Source organism: Acinetobacter sp. YH16040_T (assembly GCF_024605785.1).
GTDB lineage: Bacteria > Pseudomonadota > Gammaproteobacteria > Pseudomonadales > Moraxellaceae > Acinetobacter > Acinetobacter amyesii.
Window position 1 is genome coordinate 1,988,546 of sequence record NZ_CP094541.1, and the last position, 21,466, is coordinate 2,010,011.

Here is a 21,466-nt window from a genome sequence, read left to right on the forward strand (position 1 = left end):
AGATAAACCTAAGTTTTGGTTTTATTCAAATTGGGATAAAAAATAATCTTGTAAATATTCAAGTGACTTACCCTCATACAGCAAAGAAAAATCACCATCGTGCTCTTCTAAACTTGAGCTGCCATCAATAACACCCAATACATTACTAATTGAATCAATCATTACTTGTCGTAAGATTGAAAAAAAAATTCTCTTATGTTCGTCTGGCAAATTATTAAAAAAACTTATTGCATCAATAAAATAAGGATCTTTTATTTCTGATGGTGAGTAGTCTGTGAACAATCCTTTATAAATTTCTAGGTTTTCGTTAATAATTCCTTTTTTGAGCAGATGAGCTAATTCTTTTGAGTCCATAGCTTTCCCTTTATTTTAGTTTCGTATAACAGCCATTTTGTTAAATAGAGGGTATCAGTAAAGGGTTAACCTCTTCAAAAATATTTTGTTCAGGCATTTTTTGGGAGAAATAACCTTCAAATACTAATTAAACTCTTTCTCTCAGTTCATAAAGTTTGTGACGTTTTAATTTTTTGATTTTAAAGCAATCATTCTTATCCAAATGATAGCTAATTTTGCCCATAATTATGCTAAAAATTCTAAATATTTCCCAATGCAATTTTTCAGATGAGTTTTTTTCAAGTTCATAAATACTGCACTCTAAAAGCCAATATTCCTCAATATCCCATAATTGTTCTTCATGGAGTTTTCCTAAAAATGAATCATCATCAAACAAGTCATTGTGGGAAAATTACGTAGGATAGTTTTTTCTGCATCCATAAGGATTATTCTTTAAATAACTTAAAATTAACATAATACACGTTAGATCTCTTTCATAAATCAAAAAACGATCTTCTTTTTGGTTAATATTTGCACTCCGGATTTCTTAGCATTCGTGCATAATCTGCGGATGAAATACATCGATTCAAACAAGCTTTCTGATCCTCAGTTCAAGCGATACACAGGCATCTCATGGTCAACTTTCTATTTGATGGTTGAGCAATTGAAGAAACATGTCCCTGCCAAAGGCAGACCGCCCAAGTTAAGCCTGGAAGACCAGGTTCTGCTCTGTCTAAGCTATTGGCGGGAATACCGAACCTTATTTCACGTTGCGACGAGCTACGGGGGTTCAGAGCCCACAGCCTCAAGAATTGTCCGTCATGTTGAAGACTGCCTGATTCGGTCCAATCTCTTTAATTTACCCAAAGATTTACCCGAGGGCGAAGGCATCGATTGGAATGTTGTGATCGTGGATGCCACAGAAATTCCAATCCAAAGGCCTAAAAAAACAGAAGAAAAGCTATAGCGGCAAGAAAAAGACCCACACTTTCAAAGTACAGGCCATCATTCATTATCAAACTCAAAAAATCCTGAGTTTATGTACGAGTCGTGGTGCCGTACATGATTTCGAACTCTTCAAACGTAACTTGAATCAGATTCCTGCAGGTGCATTTATCCTTGCGGATAAGGGTTATCAGGGAATTTATACAGTGTATCCAAATAGCTTGTTGCCATTAAAAGCAAAGAAGCGCTGTAAACTGGATTCCGAACTAAAAATCTATAATCAGGAAATCAATAAAAGAAGAATTGGAATTGAACATGTATTTGGCAGTTTGAAAACCTTCAAAATTCTTGCTGAGCGATATCGCAATCGAGGCAAAAGACTAGCATTAAGATTCAATCTAATTGCTGGAATTTATAACTTGGAGCTGAGTGAAAAATGACTTATGAAAGAAATCTGTTATATGAACAACCAAATTCATGGAATTTTCAATCATCTGTTAACGTAAATCTCTTATACAAAATCTAGCCTATGATTAATCATTTTTTGATATTTTTTTCACTTTAATATAGGCACAGATGCAAAGTAAAACTCCTGAGAATATCCAAACATAAGCACCGACGAGAACAGGTTCACCTTTTTTACCATCTATAAATAAAATGGTGGCAAGACCATAGCACATCATTGCTAAAGTTATACAGCTCCAACGAAATGATTTAGGATCATTATCATTTAATAAAAAATATGTAAAAACGAGGGATAGATTTGCCCAAATTGGAAAAACTAAAATAATGGGAAAGATCAAAAATTGTAAAAAAAATGAATATACAAAAAGTTCATATCCTTTCATGCCATCGAATACAGGAAGAAACCATGAGATGATCAGAATTAAAATTGCCATTAATGAAAAAAAATCGACAATTTTTTCTTTAAAAAAAAATTTCATCATGAATACTTTATAAGTAATTAATCGCAGTTTACATCAAATGTTTCGCTGATATACAGAACATAAAAAAGCCCAACATCCTGTCGGGCTTTTTCGTATTGGTTCGCTTGGCATAACTCCTGTCGTTCCGCCGATCCTTGTGCGATTATTTATTTTTATTCTGCGGAACGTCCTGTTCTCTTATAACTTCATAATATTGAATACAAGAGATTGTGAATATCCGCAAAATTCCTAAAGTCATGTGTGCTCAGGGGTACAAAATTGGTAGATTTTTACTCCAAGAGTTGTCCGCAGAAATTGTGGATAATTTAATTAAGCGCTGGCTTGATAACGCAGAGAAAAACGACAATTTGATCCGATATTGATCAAATTAATTAGCAAGATGTATCAAAATTTCTCAAAAAGAAATCGACTTATTTCCAAGTCGGTTTCTTGTTGTTTTTTATGGGGGTGAATTTTTTAATTATATGAAAAAACAGGACATTTTAAATGGTTTATCGCATAGACATTTTAATTGGTGAATAACAGCTTTAAATTTTATCATAAGCATCAATATCTTAATCAAAGCCGCTCCAGTAAATAGGGCACTGGAATGGCTTTTTTGTGATTAATCACGTTCAACGTATCATTAGCTATAAAACTGACATATATTGCTAAAGTTAAGCTTACAAATTTCTGAAGAAATTTTATACCTGAGATAAAAACTTCTCAATCGCCACTTGTGCAATTTCTGCATCTTGAAATGACTTTACCCCAGACACGCCCATTGCACCCACCAATTGCCCTTCATACAAAATCGGCTCACCACCTTCCAGCATGCCATTAAACGTCTGCATGGTTAAGAAACCCATCTGCCCACCTTTTATCAAATCTTCAAACAATTTAGATGGGCGCTTACTGATGGCTGAACATTTGGCTTTTTCTAAACATAAATTTGCTGTCATTGGCGATGCGCCATCCATACGTTTCATCGCCAATAAATTGCCTGTATCATCCATTACCGCAATGCTGACATTAAAACCATTTTCGACTGCATAAGCATGTGCTGTGTTAAGTAAAAATTCTGCATCTGCCAGAGTTAAATAATGCTTGGTTTTCATTTAAAAATCCTTTTCTTAAAAAACTGAACTTAAAACAACAAATAAAGCCCACAGCAGGCTGCGGGCTTTATTCTAAAGCAGAAATTACCAATTTAAATGAAAATTACTTCATTTCAGCAAAAACTTCTTTCGCCATTTCAATGGTAAATGCAATATCTTCATCGCTATGTGCGCTTGAGAAGAAACCGGCTTCAAATGCAGACGGTGCAAGGTTAACACCACGTTTCAGCATGCCATGGAAGAAAGTGCGAAACGCATCTACATCACATTTCAAAATTGAATCAAAACCAGTGATTTCAGTTTGATCTGTAAAGTAAATACCAAACATTCCACCTACTTGCTGCGTAAAGAACGGAATGCCCGCCTCGTCTGCAGCAGCTTGTAAACCAGCAAGCAAGCCTGCCAATTTTTCAGTCAAAGTTTCATAGAAGCCTGGTTTACGCAAATGTTTAAACATTTCAATACCAGCACGCATTGCAAGTGGGTTGCCTGATAGTGTGCCTGCCTGATACACCTTACCCAGCGGCGCGATGCATTCCATTACTTCGCGTTTACCGCCAAATGCACCGACTGGCAAGCCAGCACCAATGATCTTACCTAATGTGGTCAAGTCAGGCGTTACGCCATAATGCGCTTGCGCACCACCAAGACCGACACGGAAACCTGTCATCACTTCGTCAATGATAAAGACAGAACCATGCTCATCACATACATCACGGATCGCTTGCAAGAAACCGTCAATTGGTTTCACCAAGTTCATGTTGCCTGCAACTGGCTCGACAATCACACCTGCAATTTCTGAACCGAATTTTGCAAAGCATTCTTTCAGCATCGCAATATCGTTGTACGGCAGGGTTAAAGTGTGTTTGGCGAAATCAGCAGGAACACCTGCAGAAGTCGCTTCGCCTTCACCTTTAGTGAGTAAGCCTGAACCCGCTTTAACCAAGAGTGAATCTGAGTGACCGTGGTAGCAACCTTCAAATTTTACAATCTTGTCACGGCCGGTATAGCCACGAGCAAGACGAATGGCTGTCATAGTCGCTTCAGTCCCTGAATTAGTCATACGAACCAATTCAATAGACGGCATAATTTCGCAAATAATATCCGCCAAAGTCGTTTCATGAACGGTTGGCGCACCAAAACTTAAACCATCAACAGCCGCTTCTTGAACCGCTTTAATAATGTCGGGCTGCGCATGACCTAAAATCATTGGGCCCCAAGAGCCGACATAGTCGACATAGCGTTTTCCGTCTACGTCATAGAGATATGCGCCTTGCGCTTTTTCGATAAATACCGGTGTACCGCCTACACCATTAAATGCGCGTACAGGAGAGTTTACGCCGCCAGGAATATGCTTGCTGGCTTGTTTGAATAATTGTTCTTGCTTAGCAGATAAGCTCATAAAAATTCTCTACTTATTCAATCTAAAAAATAAAATTAAGCTTGTTCAGCAAAAAGCTCAGACCATTCATAAACACGACTGCTGACAGCAGACATTGAACGACCTAATACATCACTAATCACAGCACAAAGATCAGCACCCGCTTCAATCACTTCAGCAGAATTTTCTACAGTTAAACCACCAATTGCACAAATAGGTACATTTAGTTTCGCTTTGGCTTGTTTTAGCGTTTCTAAGCCAATATTGCCTGCTTCAGGCTTAGTTTCAGTCGCAAAAATGGCGCCAAAAGCCACATAGTTTGCACCGTCTGCAATCGCCTGCTCAGCCAGTTCTAAAGAATTATTACAGCTTCGACCGATCAAAACATTTTTAGGTAAACGTGCTACAGCTTCAGCAATTGAACCGTCATCTTGCCCTAAATGTACACCCACACCATATTGAACTGCAGTTTCGAGATCGTCATTAATAACAAAAGGCACTTTGTATTGATTACACATATTTTTCATGTATTCAATTTCATAAGCCTGATCTTCTTTTGCCACTTTTTTACGGCGATATTGCAAAACAGCGACTTCATAAGTCGCCATCGCGCCTTCAAGTTTGGCTAAAAGCAATTCTATAGGATCATCATTGGTAATGAGGTATAAACCACGCATAGTTCAATCACAACTTAAAACTTTTGAATATTATAGCGATTAGGTCTATGAAATGTTGCTTGGGGCATAAAATTTTAATATTTTCCCGCTGTGAAAGCTATATTCCTTTTCACAAGACTGCTTATATAAATGTTTAATTGAATTGTCTGTAAAAAATGGAAAAAATCACTATTTTTAGGTATAGAACAAAACTGATACAAATTATCTAATAGCGAAACAGAAGAATACAAAAAACAGCGCATAAAAACAAAACACTTGATAAGAATAAAATATGCAACCTATTAGACTTTTTGGTGCTTGGTAAGAAACGTTTTGGGGAGCGTTCAGAGCATCAAAAAGTCTAGCCTATTTTTTTTGTGAACATTTTTGTGGTTAAATCTTTCAAACAATAGACCATTTCTAAGGCCATAAAAAAAGCCTAGAGAAGGTCACTCTAGGCTTGGAAAACTGGGGTTTATCGACTTTTCATCTTATAGATAGTAAGTAAATAAATAATATGAACATTATTAGACTAATCACTCTATTTTTGCAAGTCATTTACTCAAAAAAATCACACCTAGATCCATAAAAATTAAACGTTTGATTAATAAACAATTAACTATCAATCTTATCTAAATTGCGGTCTTTTAAGCTTAAGTTCCCCTTCACAATATCAGACAGCATGCGCCAATCGGAAATAAAACTGTACAAAGGTTGCTTGAAACTAGCTGGCTTATTTTTTTCAAAGAAAAAATGTCCGACCCATGCACAGGCATAGCCTGAAACCAGGCCATAAGCAAAATACTTTGGTTGTCTTTTTAAAATTGCTTTTGCAAAGAAATAGAGTCCAATACTGCTGCCGGTGGCATGTAAACGACGACTCATAATATTTCGATGTTCAGTCAAATAAAATCGATAAAATTGCGAATAGTCACGAATCGGTAACTGAAATTCGGGCTTTAAGTTTCGATTAAACTCGGGTTGTACTTGTGAATTCATGTTGTGCTCATCCTGAACTTATTTTAACCAACATAGCTCAAAACTCGCTCATTTTAAAGGCGTAAAATTTTATTTTGCTCCCATGTAACTCAAGCAATAGTAAATTATACAATTGATGGAATATCCATCTTTTAAAACTTTTCTTCGTCCAAAATCAGAATTTTCAAATCCGTCAAGTCTTACTTCTCAACTGTTTTTCGCTACAATCGATACGCGTTTAGCTCATAGAAAATTTACGCGCATTTTAGTTTTTCATTTTTATAAAAATTTAAAGATCGCTTCATGCCAGATCATGAAGTTGTGACATCAGGACAGAAAACCATGGTTGAAGTTGAATTAAAGTTCCAGATTCCAGAAGCACGTCGAACCGCATTATTAAAAGCACTCGATCCAAAAAAATCGGAACAAATTCAACTTAAAGCTAAATATTTTGATACCCCAGATCGAAAAATGGCACAGCAGCATGCAGCTTTGCGTCAACGTTTAGAAGGAGCGCGCTGGATTCAAACTCTAAAAGCTGCAGGTAAGAGCCACATTGAACGGTTTGAACATAACTTAGATTTGGGTGAAGTTGAACAAGCTCCTGCTTTAGATTTATCGGTCTATGCCAATGAAGCTGAAGTTCAATCGGTTTTAAAAACCACTTTAGGCGATCAGCAAGATTCGCTACAACTTCAATTTGAAACAGATATTCTCAGAACTTATCGCGTCATAGAGTTTGAAGATGCCAAGATCGAAGTTTGCTTAGATGTCGGCTGTATCCGCAGCAACAGCACAGAAACAGAAGTTCATGAAGTTGAATTTGAGCTTAAAAGTGGCTCTATTCAATCACTCCTTGCCTTTAGTTTCGAATGGGTTAAAAAGTATCATTTATGGTTGGATGTTCGCAGTAAAGCGGAAATCGGTAACTTGCTGGCATTGAATCAAACTGTGAGTCCAGCAGTTGAGGCTAAAGAATTTCAACTCAGTAAAAAAGATACTGCCGCAAAAAACTTACGACTTTTAATTGCACAGGAAATGCAGCATCTTCTGCCTAATATTGCCGCAATTTCTGCAGGTGTGGCTCAGGCTGAGCACATTATACAAGCTCAGAAAGCACTCCATCATTTACAATTAACCATTTCGCTATTTAAAGATTGGAACAGTGATATCGTTGAAAAATGGGCTGTGCAATTAGGCGCATTTAAGCAGCAATTTGAACAATTACACCATTTTGAACACATGCAAAATACCTTGGGAGGCTTTTTACAAAACCCAACGACTTCAGAAAATTTAACTAAAGATATTTTGTATTGCAAAGAGAAGTTAGGCAATTTGGTTAAATCGACTCAAAATGTACATCATTATCTTGAGCTTTTAATGTTTAGTTTGAAAGTGGAGGATGCACCGCAGCAACACGATTTTAAATGGTATGCTCAAACAACCCTGCAAAACCAATATAAAGCCCTCCAAGAGGCTTTAAATGATGCCGACATTAACAATTTTGAAAGCTTAGACATGCTTTCTCAACGCATACAAGAGCTTAAATTTAGCTTCCCAGTTTTGACGTCGATTTATGATGTAAAAAACTTGCAGAAATACAGTAAAGCGCTTAATGATGCACAAGTCGCGGCTCAGGAATATCAAGTCCTTTCCTCTTCTGCACAATATATTCAGCAAACAGAGCTAGAAGCTAGTGATTGGTTTGTTCTCGGCTGGTTGACTGCAAAACAAGAGGTTTATGCAGATAAGCTATTAGAAGCGACAGAACAATTCCTTGTGAGTCGAAAACTCATTAAGTAAAATCCAAAAGGGAGATTCAATGATTCTCCCTTTTTATTTGCATCCCACATTGTCATATAGATATTCATTTGTTGAACATTCAGATTCAAAGTCGGCTAATTTCAATTCATCATTTCCTTAGTTTGACTCAGTTACATTGAAATATTTTGAGAAGCTATTATTTTTGTTTTCTAGGTAAAAACTTTTAAAATAAGCTATCTGAAAAATTAGATTCAGGGTGGTTTTATGTTGAAAAGTCACATACCTGTAATTCATCCCCTATTTTCATTTTCACTTATTTTTATCATTTTCCCATTACTGAGTGCTTGTAGTGAACAACATAAGCCTGTGCAAAGTACCGAATTAAGGCGCACAGCATCCTTACAAGTCGAAAAGCCGCTTTCTCCAACTCAAAACTTTGATCAGACACGACGAACCTTTAAAGTCCTGCGCAATAATAATGAGGACTATGGTGATGAGTCTTACCAAATCAAAACCGATGCTGGCACACTGAGTATTTACAGCATGAACTTAAATCCGCAACAAGGTCAGCTACTATCCAGCGTCAAGTCTGGAGAATGTCTAACTCTATCGAGTCAAAGCGACAATTTGATTGCGGTTGATGGTTATATCAGTGTGATGGAATTGGGTGACATTAAAATTCACCCTTGCAAATGAACTTCAACAAGGTATTTGCATATCAGTCATTCAAAAAAACTAAGAAAAGTGCGTTAAGGCTACGCTGCTATTGGGAGTTTAATTCATGATCCATACTGATTGGACCTTGTGCTAACAACCCCCATGATTTCATCGCATTACTCACCATGCGTTGTAATTGTGTCAAGGCCATACCATCACGTGCTTGCATGGTCATCCCTTGTAATAAGGTCATATAAAAATCAGTCAATTGTTCTGCATGAGCCAAACTTTCAATTTCCGAATTTTGCACGCCTATAGCGAGCCGATCCATAATTTTAGTTTTGGTATAGGCACGACGTTGTTTGAGCTGTTCTTGTACGGTTTGGTTTTGCTGTGAACAATTCATTGTTGCCACCACCACCATACAACCTTTAGGTTTATTGGCTTGTACCAAATGCTGAATACTGTCATATAGGTACAATTCCATCGCAATTTTAGCTGTTTGACCTGCTTGTAGAATTTTTTCGGCAGGTTGAACTTCGTGTTCACTGTAGTATTCAATGCATTTTTCAAAGAGCGCCGTTTTGTCGCCAAATGTGCCATATAGGCTAGGTGCTGTGATATTCAAAGCTAGAGTTAAATCACTGATGGATGTTCCTTCATAGCCAAATTGCCAAAATAACATCATGGCTTTTTCTAAAGCTTGTTGTTCATTAAAACATTTAGGTCGTCCACGCTTCTTGACCAAATCAGCTGAATTAGCGTGCATATTTTCCTGCTTTGAATCATTCATCATAAGCTAACATTTATATTTTATAACGTTCACTAATAAAATAATTGACGCTCATAAATTAATCAAATAGTTTATTTTTATAACAGTCACTATTAAATTAAATAATTAAGGTGTAACGCTATGAATCCGCATGCTACAGCTTTAAAACCAGATAAACAGTTGACGCAGCAGCCTGATGAATCTTCTCCTAATCAAGGGAATTGGTTTGCAATCCTCACAGTTGCCATTACAGCTTTCGCACTAGTCACCAGTGAGTTTTTACCTATTGGTGTGTTAAATGCCATTGCTCTTGATTTAAAGATTAGTGTAGGTACCGCAGGTTGGGTGATTACCCTCCCTGGCATTATGGGTGCGATCGCAGCGCCCCTGCTTTCTGTTGCTGTGAAGCAACTTGACCGTCGTATCTTAATGATTGCTTTAACCGTGATTATGGTCATTTCTAATTTTATAACTGGCTTCGCAGAAAGCTTTGCACTGTTGTTGTTTAGCCGTTTTCTACTGGGTATTGCTATCGGTGGATTTTGGGCAACAGCCATAGCTTTGAGTGGACGTGTCGCACCCAGTCATCTCGCCATAGCCAAAGCCACTGCAATCGTCATGGCGGGCGTCACTTTAGCGACGGTATTAGGTGTTCCATTAGGCACTTGGCTAAGTGACTGGTTAGGTTGGCGTAGTGCATTTCAAATCATTGCAGCAATCGGAATCATCATTTTAGTTTTAGAAATCAAATTCCTGCCAAAACTTCCACCAACATCAGCTATTCGATTTAGTGATTTACCTGCACTGATTCAACATGATAAAGCACGTAAAGGACTGATTATTAGATTTCTTTCATAAGTCATTTTTCACTCAGCTCTAAGTTATAAATTCCAGCAATTAGATTGAATCTCAATGCTAGTCTTTTGCCTCGATTGCGATATCGCTCAGCAAGAATTTTGAAGGTTTTCAAACTGCCAAATACATGCTCAATTCCAATTCTTCTTTTATTGATTTCCTGATTATAGATTTTTAGTTCGGAATCCAGTTTACAGCGCTTCTTTGCTTTTAATGGCAACAAGCTATTTGGATACACTGTATAAATTCCCTGATAACCCTTATCCGCAAGGATAAATGCACCTGCAGGAATCTGATTCAAGTTACGTTTGAAGAGTTCGAAATCATGTACGGCACCACGACTCGTACATAAACTCAGGATTTTTTGAGTTTGATAATGAATGATGGCCTGTACTTTGAAAGTGTGGGTCTTTTTCTTGCCGCTATAGCTTTTCTTCTGTTTTTTTAGGCCTTTGGATTGGAATTTCTGTGGCATCCACGATCACAACATTCCAATCGATGCCTTCGCCCTCGGGTAAATCTTTGGGTAAATTAAAGAGATTGGACCGAATCAGGCAGTCTTCAACATGATGGACAATTCTTGAGGCTGTGGGCTCTGAACCCCCGTAGCTCGTCGCAACGTGAAATAAGGTTCGGTATTCCCGCCAATAGCTTAGACAGAGCAGAACCTGGTCTTCCAGGCTTAACTTGGGCGGTCTGCCTTTGGCAGGGACATGTTTCTTCAATTGCTCAACCATCAAATAGAAAGTTGACCATGAGATGCCTGTGTATCGCTTGAACTGAGGATCAGAAAGCTTGTTTGAATCGATGTATTTCATCCGCAGATTATGCACGAATGCTAAGAAATCCGGAGTGCAAATATTAACCAAAAATAAGATCGTTTTTTGATTTATGAAAGAGATCTATTATTTTATTAATTGGTTTTGCTCATTTTTCTTCTTATAGCTATCTCGCCCCATTTTTTAAGAATCATGCAGGCTTTGATGCGACCACCATCAGTTCATTATTATTGATCTACGGTATAGCCGGTTTCTTTGGTAATTTATTTGCGGGTTATAGCAGTAACATCAATGTCCGCTATACCCTTGCTTTTGTTGCCTTCAGTTTTATCGTAGTATTTTTTAGCTTTCCACACTTTGCAGTTCATTTATTCGGTGCATATCTTTTAACGGCATTATGGGGATTCGCTTTTGGGGCATTTCCTACAACGGCCAATATCTGGATGTTTGTACATGCCCCTGAAGCTGTTGAAAAAGGCATGCCACTGTTTATTGGTATTTTCCAACTCATGATTGCGTGTGGCTCACTGTTTGGCGGCTATATTGTCGATCATTTTAATGCCAATACCTTATTGTATTCGGTGATGATCTTTGTCGCATTTGCCATAGTGGCTATATTCACTTTAGGGCGTGGATTAAATAACCCGAAGCTTCCTTGTACAGCGAACTAAGTCCACGCTCTAAGTGATATCGTCAATACATTTGATTAACGATATTTCCCAAAGATTTTCCACGTATTGTTATCGGCTAAAGGGTCGCTATAGCTATCACTACGGGCTTTACGTGGTTTATCACGGGCATCCACCAATTTAAAGTCGTTTTCGACACTGAGAACAATGCCATTCACATAAAAACGGGTACGGGTGTATTCACTTTGTCCATGTTGAAATACATAGGTTCTGAGGTCAATAAATTCACGGTGTGCGACCAAAGCTGCCGTATCATCGCTGTCTAGCCATAGTCGCATCGCTTGAATTTGATCTGCTTCAAATTGCCCACATTTTTCAACTAAGCTAGCAATACCACGAAAGGTTTTAGATTCTTTCGCCCGTGTTTTGTTGATTCGAATACGATCCACGTGAAAATAAAAAAGCGGCAGATTCAAATGACTCGGCAAATGGACTGCATCGAGGACTTCATCTTCCATAAAGGGCTGAAATAATTCCTGAGCACGTTCAATTAAGCCAGTCCACTGCGCATAATATTCGGCTACTTCAGATTGTGTACCATAATAAATGGGCAGCCCTTCTACATTGGCTAAGGTTGAGGGCGGCCAAACATTTTGTCGAAGTAATCCAATATCACTTTTCAGACTTTGCACTGCGATTGCGTCTTGCATGAAGCATTCCATTTTACTTAGGCTATTTTTTAGATTAAGTCAAAGGTTTAGTTTCTGCAAGGCTTTGCCTATAATACTGCATTAGATTTTTATGCTAGGACACATTCATGGTTCAAAAGATTGAAGCTACTGATGTAACCGAAGAAGAAGCGTTGAATGCAGCTTTCTTTGAACGTGCGGATGAATTTATTAAACAAGCCAATGAATTTTGTCGTGTTGAAAAAGGTTCTCAAGTTAAACCTGCAGAAATGCGCGGCCAAGTGAGTGCTGCCATGTTATTTGGTACTGCTCGCTTTAATACTTGGGTTGCTGCAAATGGCTTCAAAGATGGCAAAGAAATGCGTGATGCCAAAGATCAAGTGATGTCTTATATTCTTCAACAATTTCAAATGATGCTTGAAGATAATTATGATGAATATTGCGAACAGTTTGAAAACTATCTTCGCTTCCGTCATAACGAAGAATTCCATGCAAACAAGCATGATCACGACCACGATCATCAGCATTAATCAAAAGCCCTTCGGGGCTTTTTTTATACAACTTCTCTTTCACAAAGCTTTGATTTAATATTTAGTCATAACGTTGTATTTTCATCATTCATGCTATTTTCAGTGCCTCGCGTATTCGGAAATACAATGAAATACGCAAGAAATGGACATGGTTTTAAGGACAAGGATAGCAATGCAGACGCTCGATTTTGCCATCGTGGATTCACATATACATCAATGGGATCCATACAATACCCCACATGCCGCTTCACTTGCCGTGAAATTATTGGGTAAACATCCCTACTTGCTCGACAAAATGATGCGCTTAGTTAAGCCGCAAGAGTTAATTGACACAGTTGGTTTAACCAAACATGTGACGACACCGTATTTGCCTGAAAATTATAAGCAAGATGCAGGACATTATCTGGTCGATCAAATCGTACATGTAGAAGCGAGCTGGCATGACCATAAAGGCAAAGGGGTGGTTGGTGAAACAAAGTTTATTGAATCTTTAGACTTTAATGCTCAAAAGATTAAACTTGGCGCCATAGTCGGCACTGCAGACCCATGTGACAGTAGTTTTAAGAAAATTCTTAAAATGCATAAACAAGCCTCCCCACATTTTCGTGGCATACGAAAAATGGCAGCTGTACATGAAGACCCAAAAGTTCACGCATGGACCAATGAGCCCCATCTCTATACCAATAAAAAATTTATGAAAGGTTTTGAAGCCCTTGCTCAAATGAATTTAAGTTTTGATGCATGGGTTTATTCAGACCAAATTCGTGATTTAACCGCTTTAGCACGTGCTTTCCCTGAAACATCTATCGTTCTGGATCATTTTGGGACACCTGTCGGTGCCTTTGGACCTGTCGGCTCACATACAGGCTTAACCCAAACTTCACGTGACAATATCTTGTTTCGTTGGAAAGATGATTTAGCTGAACTGGCAAGTTGCCCAAATGTTTATACCAAAATGTCTGGATTATTCATGCCGGTGCTGGGTCATCAGTTTCATAAAGAACAACGCCTTGCATCCAAACAAGAGATTTTCGATTGCGCCTTTCCGCTTATTTCTCATGCTCTACAATGCTTTGGGAAATACCGTGTGATGTTTGGCTCTAACTTCCCGATGGATAGTGTGAGTGCATCCTTGGTGAATATTATTGACGCCTTTTCAGATGCGGTCGCGAGTTATGATCCTGATGCGCTGACTTTAGTCTTCCAACAAAATGCGCGTCAGTTCTACCGCCTATAAGTTCATTAAGCTATTTTGCTATCAAGCTATCCATTGCGGCTCAAAAAAAATCCTCCATCTGGAGGATTTTTTTATTCGGTTTATTTTTGAGTAGATTTTGCGGCTTGACCATATTGGTCAGACATCACTTCAACCAAATGTTCAGGTTGAATATATTTTTTAATGACAGCATCAACATCCGCCTTGGTCAAAGCAGCAATGCGTTGATCACGCTTTTCACGATAGTTTAGGTCACGACCTTTTTCTAACTGTGGAATCAACATGCTATGAATGCGACGGTCATCTTCAAGTGCAGTTAAACGCTTTTTCAAAATACTGGCTTTGGCCGCTTCTACTTCCTGTTCCGTCACGCCATTTTTCAATAAGTTTTGCAACACTTTATGAACAGACTGAGAAACTTGTGCTGATTTACCCGCAGTGTAGTTTGCATCAATACTCAGTACACCCGAATTCACCCATTCATCAAAATTAATGTCTGCACTAAAACCATAAACCAGTGCATTCTTTTCACGTAACTCTTGAGCTAAACGTGAAGACAACTGTGAATCACCAAGTATGTGGCGTAATACTTGTAGTGCAGGAGAATCAGTATGCTCCACACCTACAGGTAGAGTCATAATCGCTTGGTAACTACCAAACTCACGCTGTTCAGACAATGCATGCACTTTCTGTGCAGGATATGCCGTAAACGTAGACTCTAAGCGTTGATATGGCTCGCTGGTTTTCCAATCTGCAAATTCTTTTTTCAGAATTTTTTCAATTTGCTTAGTATCAAAATCACCAGTTACCGCAATTTGTGCATGCTGTGTTTTAAAGAATTTTTGATGTAACTGCTGCACTTGATCACGTGTAGCCGACTCAATTTGTTTTTTCGCAAGTTCAGGTTCGAAGTGATAACGAATATCCCCCGGCTGATAGATCTCGACAATACGCGACAGCGTCATTGCAGCAACGGTATCCGGCTCTGTATAAGGTCGATCCAAACTCGATAAACTTTGCGCTTTGATTAAATCAAATTGTGACTGCTCAAATGCCGGAGCTTTAATAACATCAATGACATATTGCAAAAATTCTGCAAATTTTTCTTTACGAGCAACCACTTGAATCATGAGGCCATTATCATTTGCACTAACCGTTGCACCGCCACCGACATCAATAATTTTATCGGCAATTTGCTGTAAGCTTTGATCTTTAGATGCACGGAACATGAGATAAGCTGTTAAATCTAGCAACTCCCCTTTATTCATTAAGCTTTGTGCTGTACCAAAATCCAATGCAATCGTGGCATAGGTCTTGTCATCACGAGTTTTGGTTGGGAACAATGCATACTGAATGCCGTTTTTAAATTTAGCCCGCTGAATCTGCTTCTCTTTCTGATTTAGATATTGCTTAGACTCTGCAACGTATTGCTTCACTTCAGCTCGATAAACACTCGCATCTTTCAATGGCTCTTCTGCAGGCGCTTGCTGATCTAAAGTTTCAGCAGGTTTTGACGCGGCTTGTTGCTGTGCTTTCTTTTGATCTTCAGGTGTAGGCAGAATATTTCCTGTGACACGGTATTCAGGCTTTAGAAAGTCCTTATACACCTGATTCACCTCGCTTACATTCAGCTTTTGCACTTTATCTAAGTCACGGAAATATTGAGACCAGTCCCCGTTATAAGCCACAGTATAAGAACTAAGACGCTCGCCAAGTGCTGTTGCGCTATTTTTGACATTGTCAGCCATATTTCTAGTCAGGCTTTTAACACGGTTTAGCTCGACGTCATTAAAGGCTTTATTCTGCTCTACACCTTGTGCCAGACTGGTTGCCACTTTGTTAGCATCATGACTTGGGCCATATATCGCCCCCATAAACACCAAATTAAAATCTTTATCTAACCATGTGGTGGATTGAACTGCGGTTGCTGTCCCTGTTTCCACCATGCTTTGATACAAATGCCCACTTGGCTGTAAGGTATACAAAGTTGGAGATACCGCCAAAGCAGTTTTAATCGGTTCGACTGCACCATTTAAATAAATATTAAATTTACCAAAGTCACTGCCCTTATGAACTGTAAATTCGCGTTGCTTTAATTTCGTTCCATCTAATTTAGGGACTTTGGCCTGTTCAGGAATTTGGCGTGCGGCAATTGGGCTAAATTGTTGATCAATTTGTTTTAATACAGCCGCTTTATCAAACTTACCAGAAATCACCATCACTGCATTATTTGGCGCATACCAACGGCGATAGAACTGGTTTAATTCGTTCATATTGATGGATTGAAGTTCTTTCAAATCACCTATCGGTAAGCGGCCTAAAGATTGATTGCCATAGGCTTCTTTTAAAACTTGGTCGATTAACACTGAAAATGGCTGATCTAAACGAATTTCACGTTCACGCTTAACGATATCAATTTCTGTCGGTACAAATTTTTCCTGAAGTACCAATTTATCCATCCGTTCTGCTTCTAAATGCAAAACTTGATCGATTGAACTTTGTTCAGGACGAATCACATTGGTGTATTTCGTTGAATAATAATCCGTACTGGCATTGGTCATCAGCGTGAATTGGTCTAGGCGACGCTGAAATTCATCACCTTTGACATTTTCAGTGCCTTTAAAGGCCAAATGTTCAAGCAAATGCGCTAAACCACCTTTGCCCTCAGGGTCATTTAATGAACCCGTGAAATACACCGTATTCATAAACACTTTGCTTTCTTTATCGTTTTGCGCCAAAACCACACGAAAACCGTTGTCTAATTTATATTCTTCAATGGCTTGTTCAGTTTTAACCAATACAGGTTGAGCAAAGAGGCTTGTACTTAAACCTGCAAAAAAAAGTGAAAGCGTTAAATGTTTAATACGCATGTAATTCAAGTGTCCTCTATATTTAGCATCGATCAGCGCAGTGCTGTCGATCAGATTGGTTTTGATTTTATGCTGAGCTTTTCTGGATTAATAGTTACTTTTTATTAAATACATGCTGCAGAATGAGACAGCATGTATTTGATTTATGTTCAGATATAAATGTCAGACTGCATATACAAACACGCATAGCCTGAGATTTCTATACGGTCATTTTCAAGCATTTGACAGTGTAACTCACCACCACGACTCGATGCTTGATACGCCAAGATTTGACGTTTTTCTAGACGTTCTGCCCAAATAGGCACGATTCCAGTATGAATAGAACCCGTAACAGGATCTTCATTGATGCCATTGCCCGGTGCAAAATAGCGTGAAATGCAGTCATATTGCTGGGCTGCCGCAGTGATTGCAACATCAGTAATCGTACCCGGCGCTGTAATTGCGGTGCGAATTTTGCCAAGACGTTTTAAGATTTCAAAATTCGGTTGTTCGTCCAAGACTTGTTGAGTCGTTTCGTATTCTACGATATACGCCTGCGCATTCAGATAAACCTGCTTAAAAGGTTGACTCAACCCTAGACGTAGCTCTTCAGGATATTCGCTCACGACCTGTGCCCGACGCACAGGGAAATTCATCAGAATTTTTCCATCTTCAGCTTTATTTACGCTAAAAATACCGAGATTTTTGACATGAAATTGGATATTTTTTTCAGCCGTATAAAACTCAAAAAGCACATAACTACTGGCCAATGTCGCATGTCCACAAAAGTCCACTTCAGTGGTCGGTGTAAACCAACGAATTTCATAATTGCTGCTGTCGATTTTTTTCACAAATGCAGTTTCAGACAGATTATTTTCCAAAGCAATCTGTTGCATCAAGTGTTCATCTAACCATTCATCCAACACCAAAACCGCCGCTGGGTTGCCTTTAAATAACACTTGGGTAAATGCGTCCACTTGATACATTTTCATTGATAGAACTCCTGATTTAGTGATTTATATTAAAGGCTTTTGAAAATATTTCATGCGTTATATGCTATGTAGCTACACTTTTTAATAAAACATCTAAGTTATAGATGAACTTAACTATAGGCATAATTTTGAAAACGCATATTCACCCCGTTCCTTTAGAAAAATCATACCGACTTTTAAATCATGGACCGACTGTGCTCGTCTCTGCTCAGGATCAAACCCATACTGGTGTGATGACTGCAGCATGGGCATGCGCCTTAGAGTTCAACCCAGCAAAAGTGACGGTAGTACTGGATAAATCAACTAAAACACGTGAGATTATTGAGAATTCAGGCTATTTCGCCTTACAAGTACCGACACTGAAACAACTCAAACTGGTCTATGCACTTGGTATGATGAGCCAACGTGATGCGCCAGAAAAATTACGCCAATGTGGCGTGGAATTATTTCAATTTAATGCCTCAGATATTCCTGTGGTTGAAGGTTGTGCTGCTTGGCTACTGTGCAAACTTATTCCCGAACCTCACAATCAACAAGCGCACGATCTGTTTATTGGTGAAGTCATTGCTGCCTATGCAGACGACCGCGTCTTCCGTAACGAACATTGGTATTATCATGAAGTAGAAGATGAATGGAAAAGCCTACATCATGTTGCTGGCGGGCACTTTTATACCATTGGTAATCCTGTATCTGTAGATGAGACACCAGACTAAAATAGCGCTATGAACTCTGTCGTTTATTTAGGGTTGAAAATGGATAATCATACCTTTTGAGCATTTTCATGCTAACTTTAACTTAATTTAAAATATTGAATGAATGGATATGGCGTTTAAAATACATACATTGGATGTCAAAAATTCACTGCAAAATTATATTTGGCTGCTTGAGCACACCGAAAGTTATGATGTCATTGCAGTAGATCCTACTGAAGCTGCCTTGGTCGAGCGCTATTGTCAGGAACATCAGCTCAATCTTACGCAAATTTGGCTAACGCATTGGCATAAAGATCACGTTGGTGGCGTACCAGAACTTATTCAGGATAAAAACATTGCCGTTTACGGTCCCCGTGCAGAATTAAGCCGTATTCCATGGGTGAATTATCCTCTCGATCATAATGACCGTTTTGAATTTCATGGGCTTGAAGTTGAAATTACAGCAACGCCCGGCCACACCCTCGGTCATATCGTATATTTTATCGATGACATTCATACGCTTTTCTGTGGCGATGTATTATTTGCTATGGGCTGTGGACGTGTTTTTGAAGGCACCTTTCAACAAATGTACGATTCATTGAACCGTATAGCCGCATTCCCTGCTGAAACTCAAGTGTATTGTACTCACGAATACACCCTATCGAATGCGCAGTTTGCGCGGCATGTTGAACCTGACAACCTTGCCATACAACAGCGGTTTGATGAGGTTGAATCCCTACGCATGCTCGGACAATGTACTTTGCCAAGCAGCATTGAATTAGAACTAGAAACCAATCCATTTTTACGCGCAGAAAGTGTTGAAGCATTTCAACGCTTAAGAGAACTCAAAGACAATTTTTAATTGGATTGCGAGTTATAAGCATTTTAGATTTCATCACAAATATACTGTTTTATTTGTGATGAATGTTTCGGGCCGATTCATCATTTTATATTTATAAAATTTGATTGGTGGCAGCAAACTCATCCAATTCAGCTTGTGTTACAACTAGAACGGCTTGCATTTCATCGATACGTACCATCAATAAACCACCTAATGCCGGCTGATAACGTCGCGCACTGCCAAAAGGCGTATATGCCACTTTGGATTGCTCCGAAAAGACCAACCAATCTTCATGTCCAAGCATCATCGCAACAGGCGTCTGCCCTGCTTGTTGCATCTGTTCAATTTTTGCTTTGACAGCGTGCTCAATGTTTTGCATGCGTTCAATCTATTCATATCGATGGGACATAGTATAAAAGCTTTTCGATAAATCTTGATGAGAAATAGCTTTGCATGCTCACCTATCGAGCCATTTAGGCTGTGAATAATTATTTATTTGCAATCAATATTGCATGCCCAAACAGATGTGCATTCTAAGCCAAACAATCGTTTATTTTGCGCACAGCTTCTCTATAAACATAGTTCAGATTTTAAGCCAGCAGTTAAAACCCAAATTTTTAAAATACGTTATATTTACTTACATTAAGTTTATCTTGTTATAAAACAGAGAGTTAAATAAGTTTATACCGTTTACAAGCCGATAATCTGTTTATTTATCCATCAAAATTTCATATTTTAAATAAAAGTTTTCCATTTCCCCTTTAAAAAATATTTTGACACCCCTATTTAATATTTTAATGATTGATAAGGAGTTCGCTCGTGAAAAAAGTGGTTAAAGCAAAAAATTTAGTTGCCTTCCGTCTTTGGTTAGAAAAGTTAGGATATTCTGTTCGCACACTGGCAGATAATCGTGGATTTACATTCAGTTTTAAAAAAGAATATGGTCTAGTGACTGTAGACTTGTCTGGTAATGCTTTGGCCATGCAGCTCGGTGAAGAGTTTGAAGATCATTTAAAGGCATAATCTGCTCTATAATTTATTCGAACGATTTGAAATAAATGATTTAATTCGATTGATTCGAATCCACATTTCTAAATTTGCCCGTATATGCGGGCTTTTTTTCACCTTTGTTTTACTGACACATTTTTATTGATTTAAATTTCAGACAATAAAAAAGCAAGATTAGACATCTTGCTGTATCTCTTGGTTCATCATCTTTCATTAGATTTATTTCATTAGATTATGTCTTCAAAAAAACCACGTTTGAGACACTGATTTTTTTCGAATTTCAAAAACAAAAAAGCAAGGTATAAAACCTTGCTTAATCTAATGGTGGGGACGGAGAGACTCGAACTCTCACACCTCGCGGCGCTGGAACCTAAATCCAGTGCGTCTACCAATTTCGCCACGTCCCCAACAGGATTGCTGACAATGTCAGACTTTAATTTGTTTTAAAAACCTGTTTATTTGGCAACTTAATAAATTAAGTGGTGGGGACGGAGAGACTCGAACTCTCACACCTCGCGGCGCTGGAACCTAAATCCAGTGCGTCTACCAATTTCGCCACGTCCCCAACAGGGTTGCTGACAATGTCAGACTTTTTAAAACTTGGCAGAGGATCAAGGATTCGAACCTTGACGAACGGTTTTGGAGACCGTCATGCTACCATTACACCAATCCTCTGTGATCTTCATTACCAAACTCATGTTTAGTAATTCAGTGGTGGGGACGGAGAGACTCGAACTCTCACACCTCGCGGCGCTGGAACCTAAATCCAGTGCGTCTACCAATTTCGCCACGTCCCCGATGGCTGTGTATATTATAGAGATCCCCCCTACATGACAAGCCTTTTTTATAAAAAAGC

At 38.6% G+C, this 21,466-nt stretch carries 23 protein-coding genes, 4 tRNA genes and 2 pseudogenes; 11 read left to right on the top strand and 18 right to left on the bottom strand.

Annotation, left to right across the window (positions count from 1 at the left end; translation table 11 throughout):
- Positions 1 to 21 precede the first annotated feature (21 nt).
- Positions 22 to 354: a hypothetical protein gene (locus tag MST16_RS09725; RefSeq protein ID WP_180012333.1), complete on the bottom strand. Its 333-nt coding sequence runs from the start codon at positions 352 to 354 to the stop codon at positions 22 to 24.
- A gap of 127 nt (positions 355 to 481) precedes the next feature.
- Complete coding sequence (locus tag MST16_RS09730) at positions 482 to 730, bottom strand: Imm41 family immunity protein (RefSeq protein ID WP_180012332.1); 249 nt, start codon at positions 728 to 730, stop codon at positions 482 to 484.
- A gap of 174 nt (positions 731 to 904) precedes the next feature.
- Here MST16_RS09730 and MST16_RS09735 point away from each other — a divergent pair, with 174 nt between their 5' ends.
- Together MST16_RS09735 and MST16_RS09740 are read left to right on the top strand one after the other, a co-directional pair.
- Positions 905 to 1,300, top strand: a complete 396-nt coding sequence (locus MST16_RS09735) for a transposase family protein (protein WP_257245627.1) — start codon at positions 905 to 907, stop codon at positions 1,298 to 1,300.
- Positions 1,248 to 1,718 (top strand): IS5/IS1182 family transposase, encoded by a 471-nt coding sequence (locus MST16_RS09740; RefSeq protein ID WP_039254797.1) that lies wholly within the window; start codon positions 1,248 to 1,250, stop codon positions 1,716 to 1,718. The genes MST16_RS09735 and MST16_RS09740 overlap by 53 nt, the downstream gene beginning before the upstream one ends.
- Positions 1,719 to 1,811: 93 nt before the next feature.
- Here MST16_RS09740 and MST16_RS09745 read toward each other — a convergent pair whose 3' ends face one another.
- The 5 genes from MST16_RS09745 to MST16_RS09765 form a co-directional block, all read right to left on the bottom strand.
- Positions 1,812 to 2,225 carry a hypothetical protein gene (locus tag MST16_RS09745; protein ID WP_180012255.1) on the bottom strand — a complete coding sequence of 138 codons (414 nt, stop codon included), beginning with the start codon at positions 2,223 to 2,225 and terminating at the stop codon, positions 1,812 to 1,814.
- 683 nt (positions 2,226 to 2,908) lie between these two features.
- Complete coding sequence (locus tag MST16_RS09750) at positions 2,909 to 3,322, bottom strand: heme-binding protein (protein ID WP_180012253.1); 414 nt, start codon at positions 3,320 to 3,322, stop codon at positions 2,909 to 2,911.
- 103 nt (positions 3,323 to 3,425) lie between these two features.
- Positions 3,426 to 4,724 carry a glutamate-1-semialdehyde 2,1-aminomutase gene (gene hemL, locus MST16_RS09755; RefSeq protein ID WP_180012251.1) on the bottom strand — a complete coding sequence of 433 codons (1,299 nt, stop codon included), beginning with the start codon at positions 4,722 to 4,724 and terminating at the stop codon, positions 3,426 to 3,428.
- 35 nt (positions 4,725 to 4,759) lie between these two features.
- Positions 4,760 to 5,380, bottom strand: coding sequence for a thiamine phosphate synthase (gene thiE / locus MST16_RS09760; RefSeq protein ID WP_078188828.1), 621 nt, complete (start codon positions 5,378 to 5,380; stop codon positions 4,760 to 4,762).
- 594 nt (positions 5,381 to 5,974) lie between these two features.
- Positions 5,975 to 6,358, bottom strand: coding sequence for a DUF962 domain-containing protein (locus MST16_RS09765; protein ID WP_168378946.1), 384 nt, complete (start codon positions 6,356 to 6,358; stop codon positions 5,975 to 5,977).
- 321 nt (positions 6,359 to 6,679) lie between these two features.
- Between MST16_RS09765 and MST16_RS09770 the strand changes: the two genes are divergently transcribed.
- Complete coding sequence (locus MST16_RS09770; protein ID WP_180012259.1) at positions 6,680 to 8,140, top strand: inorganic triphosphatase; 1,461 nt, start codon at positions 6,680 to 6,682, stop codon at positions 8,138 to 8,140.
- Positions 8,141 to 8,365: 225 nt separating this feature from the next.
- A complete protein-coding gene (locus tag MST16_RS09775) occupies positions 8,366 to 8,797 on the top strand; it encodes a hypothetical protein (protein WP_180012250.1) in 432 nt (143 codons plus the stop codon).
- Between the two features lie 67 nt (positions 8,798 to 8,864).
- On the opposite strand, the gene MST16_RS09780 is transcribed toward MST16_RS09775, so the two are convergent.
- On the bottom strand, positions 8,865 to 9,551 hold the full coding sequence (locus MST16_RS09780; RefSeq protein WP_180012257.1) for a TetR/AcrR family transcriptional regulator: 687 nt from the start codon (positions 9,549 to 9,551) through the stop codon (positions 8,865 to 8,867).
- Between the two features lie 120 nt (positions 9,552 to 9,671).
- Between MST16_RS09780 and MST16_RS09785 the strand changes: the two are divergent.
- Positions 9,672 to 10,382, top strand: a pseudogene (locus tag MST16_RS09785) (MFS transporter); the annotation flags it as partial.
- A gap of 7 nt (positions 10,383 to 10,389) precedes the next feature.
- Here the strand turns inward: MST16_RS09785 and MST16_RS09790 are convergent.
- Together MST16_RS09790 and MST16_RS09795 are read right to left on the bottom strand one after the other, a co-directional pair.
- On the bottom strand, positions 10,390 to 10,860 hold the full coding sequence (locus MST16_RS09790; RefSeq protein WP_039254797.1) for an IS5/IS1182 family transposase: 471 nt from the start codon (positions 10,858 to 10,860) through the stop codon (positions 10,390 to 10,392).
- Complete coding sequence (locus MST16_RS09795) at positions 10,808 to 11,203, bottom strand: transposase family protein (protein WP_257245628.1); 396 nt, start codon at positions 11,201 to 11,203, stop codon at positions 10,808 to 10,810. The genes MST16_RS09790 and MST16_RS09795 overlap by 53 nt, the downstream gene beginning before the upstream one ends.
- 86 nt (positions 11,204 to 11,289) lie before the next feature.
- Between MST16_RS09795 and MST16_RS09800 the strand changes: the two are divergent.
- Positions 11,290 to 11,835, top strand: a pseudogene (locus MST16_RS09800) (MFS transporter); the annotation flags it as partial.
- A 35-nt stretch (positions 11,836 to 11,870) separates the two neighbouring features.
- Here the strand turns inward: MST16_RS09800 and MST16_RS09805 are convergent.
- Positions 11,871 to 12,503: a hypothetical protein gene (locus MST16_RS09805; RefSeq protein WP_180010347.1), complete on the bottom strand. Its 633-nt coding sequence runs from the start codon at positions 12,501 to 12,503 to the stop codon at positions 11,871 to 11,873.
- 107 nt (positions 12,504 to 12,610) lie between these two features.
- Between MST16_RS09805 and MST16_RS09810 the strand changes: the two genes are divergently transcribed.
- The gene (locus tag MST16_RS09810) at positions 12,611 to 13,012 is read left to right on the top strand and encodes a DUF3144 domain-containing protein (protein WP_078188837.1); all 402 of its coding nucleotides are present in this window, start codon (positions 12,611 to 12,613) and stop codon (positions 13,010 to 13,012) included.
- Between the two features lie 172 nt (positions 13,013 to 13,184).
- The gene (locus MST16_RS09815; RefSeq protein WP_180007295.1) at positions 13,185 to 14,249 is read left to right on the top strand and encodes an amidohydrolase; all 1,065 of its coding nucleotides are present in this window, start codon (positions 13,185 to 13,187) and stop codon (positions 14,247 to 14,249) included.
- Between the two features lie 80 nt (positions 14,250 to 14,329).
- Here the strand turns inward: MST16_RS09815 and MST16_RS09820 are convergent, their stop codons facing one another.
- Both MST16_RS09820 and MST16_RS09825 read right to left on the bottom strand, forming a co-directional pair.
- Positions 14,330 to 17,098, bottom strand: coding sequence for a pitrilysin family protein (locus MST16_RS09820; RefSeq protein ID WP_180010346.1), 2,769 nt, complete (start codon positions 17,096 to 17,098; stop codon positions 14,330 to 14,332).
- Positions 17,099 to 17,247: 149 nt separating this feature from the next.
- Positions 17,248 to 18,069, bottom strand: coding sequence for a PhzF family phenazine biosynthesis protein (locus tag MST16_RS09825; protein WP_180010345.1), 822 nt, complete (start codon positions 18,067 to 18,069; stop codon positions 17,248 to 17,250).
- 104 nt (positions 18,070 to 18,173) lie between these two features.
- Here MST16_RS09825 and MST16_RS09830 point away from each other — a divergent pair, with 104 nt between their 5' ends.
- On the top strand, positions 18,174 to 18,782 hold the full coding sequence (locus MST16_RS09830) for a flavin reductase family protein (protein ID WP_180010344.1): 609 nt from the start codon (positions 18,174 to 18,176) through the stop codon (positions 18,780 to 18,782).
- A 109-nt stretch (positions 18,783 to 18,891) separates the two neighbouring features.
- Positions 18,892 to 19,623 carry a hydroxyacylglutathione hydrolase gene (gene gloB, locus MST16_RS09835; RefSeq protein ID WP_180010343.1) on the top strand — a complete coding sequence of 244 codons (732 nt, stop codon included), beginning with the start codon at positions 18,892 to 18,894 and terminating at the stop codon, positions 19,621 to 19,623.
- A 91-nt stretch (positions 19,624 to 19,714) separates the two neighbouring features.
- Here gloB and MST16_RS09840 read toward each other — a convergent pair whose 3' ends face one another.
- Positions 19,715 to 19,981 carry a hypothetical protein gene (locus MST16_RS09840; protein WP_257222679.1) on the bottom strand — a complete coding sequence of 89 codons (267 nt, stop codon included), beginning with the start codon at positions 19,979 to 19,981 and terminating at the stop codon, positions 19,715 to 19,717.
- A gap of 440 nt (positions 19,982 to 20,421) precedes the next feature.
- On the opposite strand from MST16_RS09840, the gene MST16_RS09845 reads away from it, so the two are divergent.
- The gene (locus MST16_RS09845) at positions 20,422 to 20,625 is read left to right on the top strand and encodes a hypothetical protein (protein WP_078188846.1); all 204 of its coding nucleotides are present in this window, start codon (positions 20,422 to 20,424) and stop codon (positions 20,623 to 20,625) included.
- Between the two features lie 307 nt (positions 20,626 to 20,932).
- Here MST16_RS09845 and MST16_RS09850 read toward each other — a convergent pair.
- The 4 genes from MST16_RS09850 to MST16_RS09865 all read right to left on the bottom strand — a co-directional run bounded on the left by MST16_RS09850 (position 20,933) and on the right by MST16_RS09865 (position 21,407).
- Positions 20,933 to 21,017, bottom strand: a tRNA-Leu gene (locus MST16_RS09850).
- Positions 21,018 to 21,090: 73 nt separating this feature from the next.
- A tRNA-Leu gene (locus tag MST16_RS09855) sits at positions 21,091 to 21,175 on the bottom strand.
- A 36-nt stretch (positions 21,176 to 21,211) separates the two neighbouring features.
- Positions 21,212 to 21,285, bottom strand: a tRNA-Trp gene (locus MST16_RS09860).
- A gap of 37 nt (positions 21,286 to 21,322) precedes the next feature.
- Positions 21,323 to 21,407 (bottom strand) — tRNA-Leu (locus MST16_RS09865).
- Between the last annotated feature and the right edge of the window lie 59 nt (positions 21,408 to 21,466).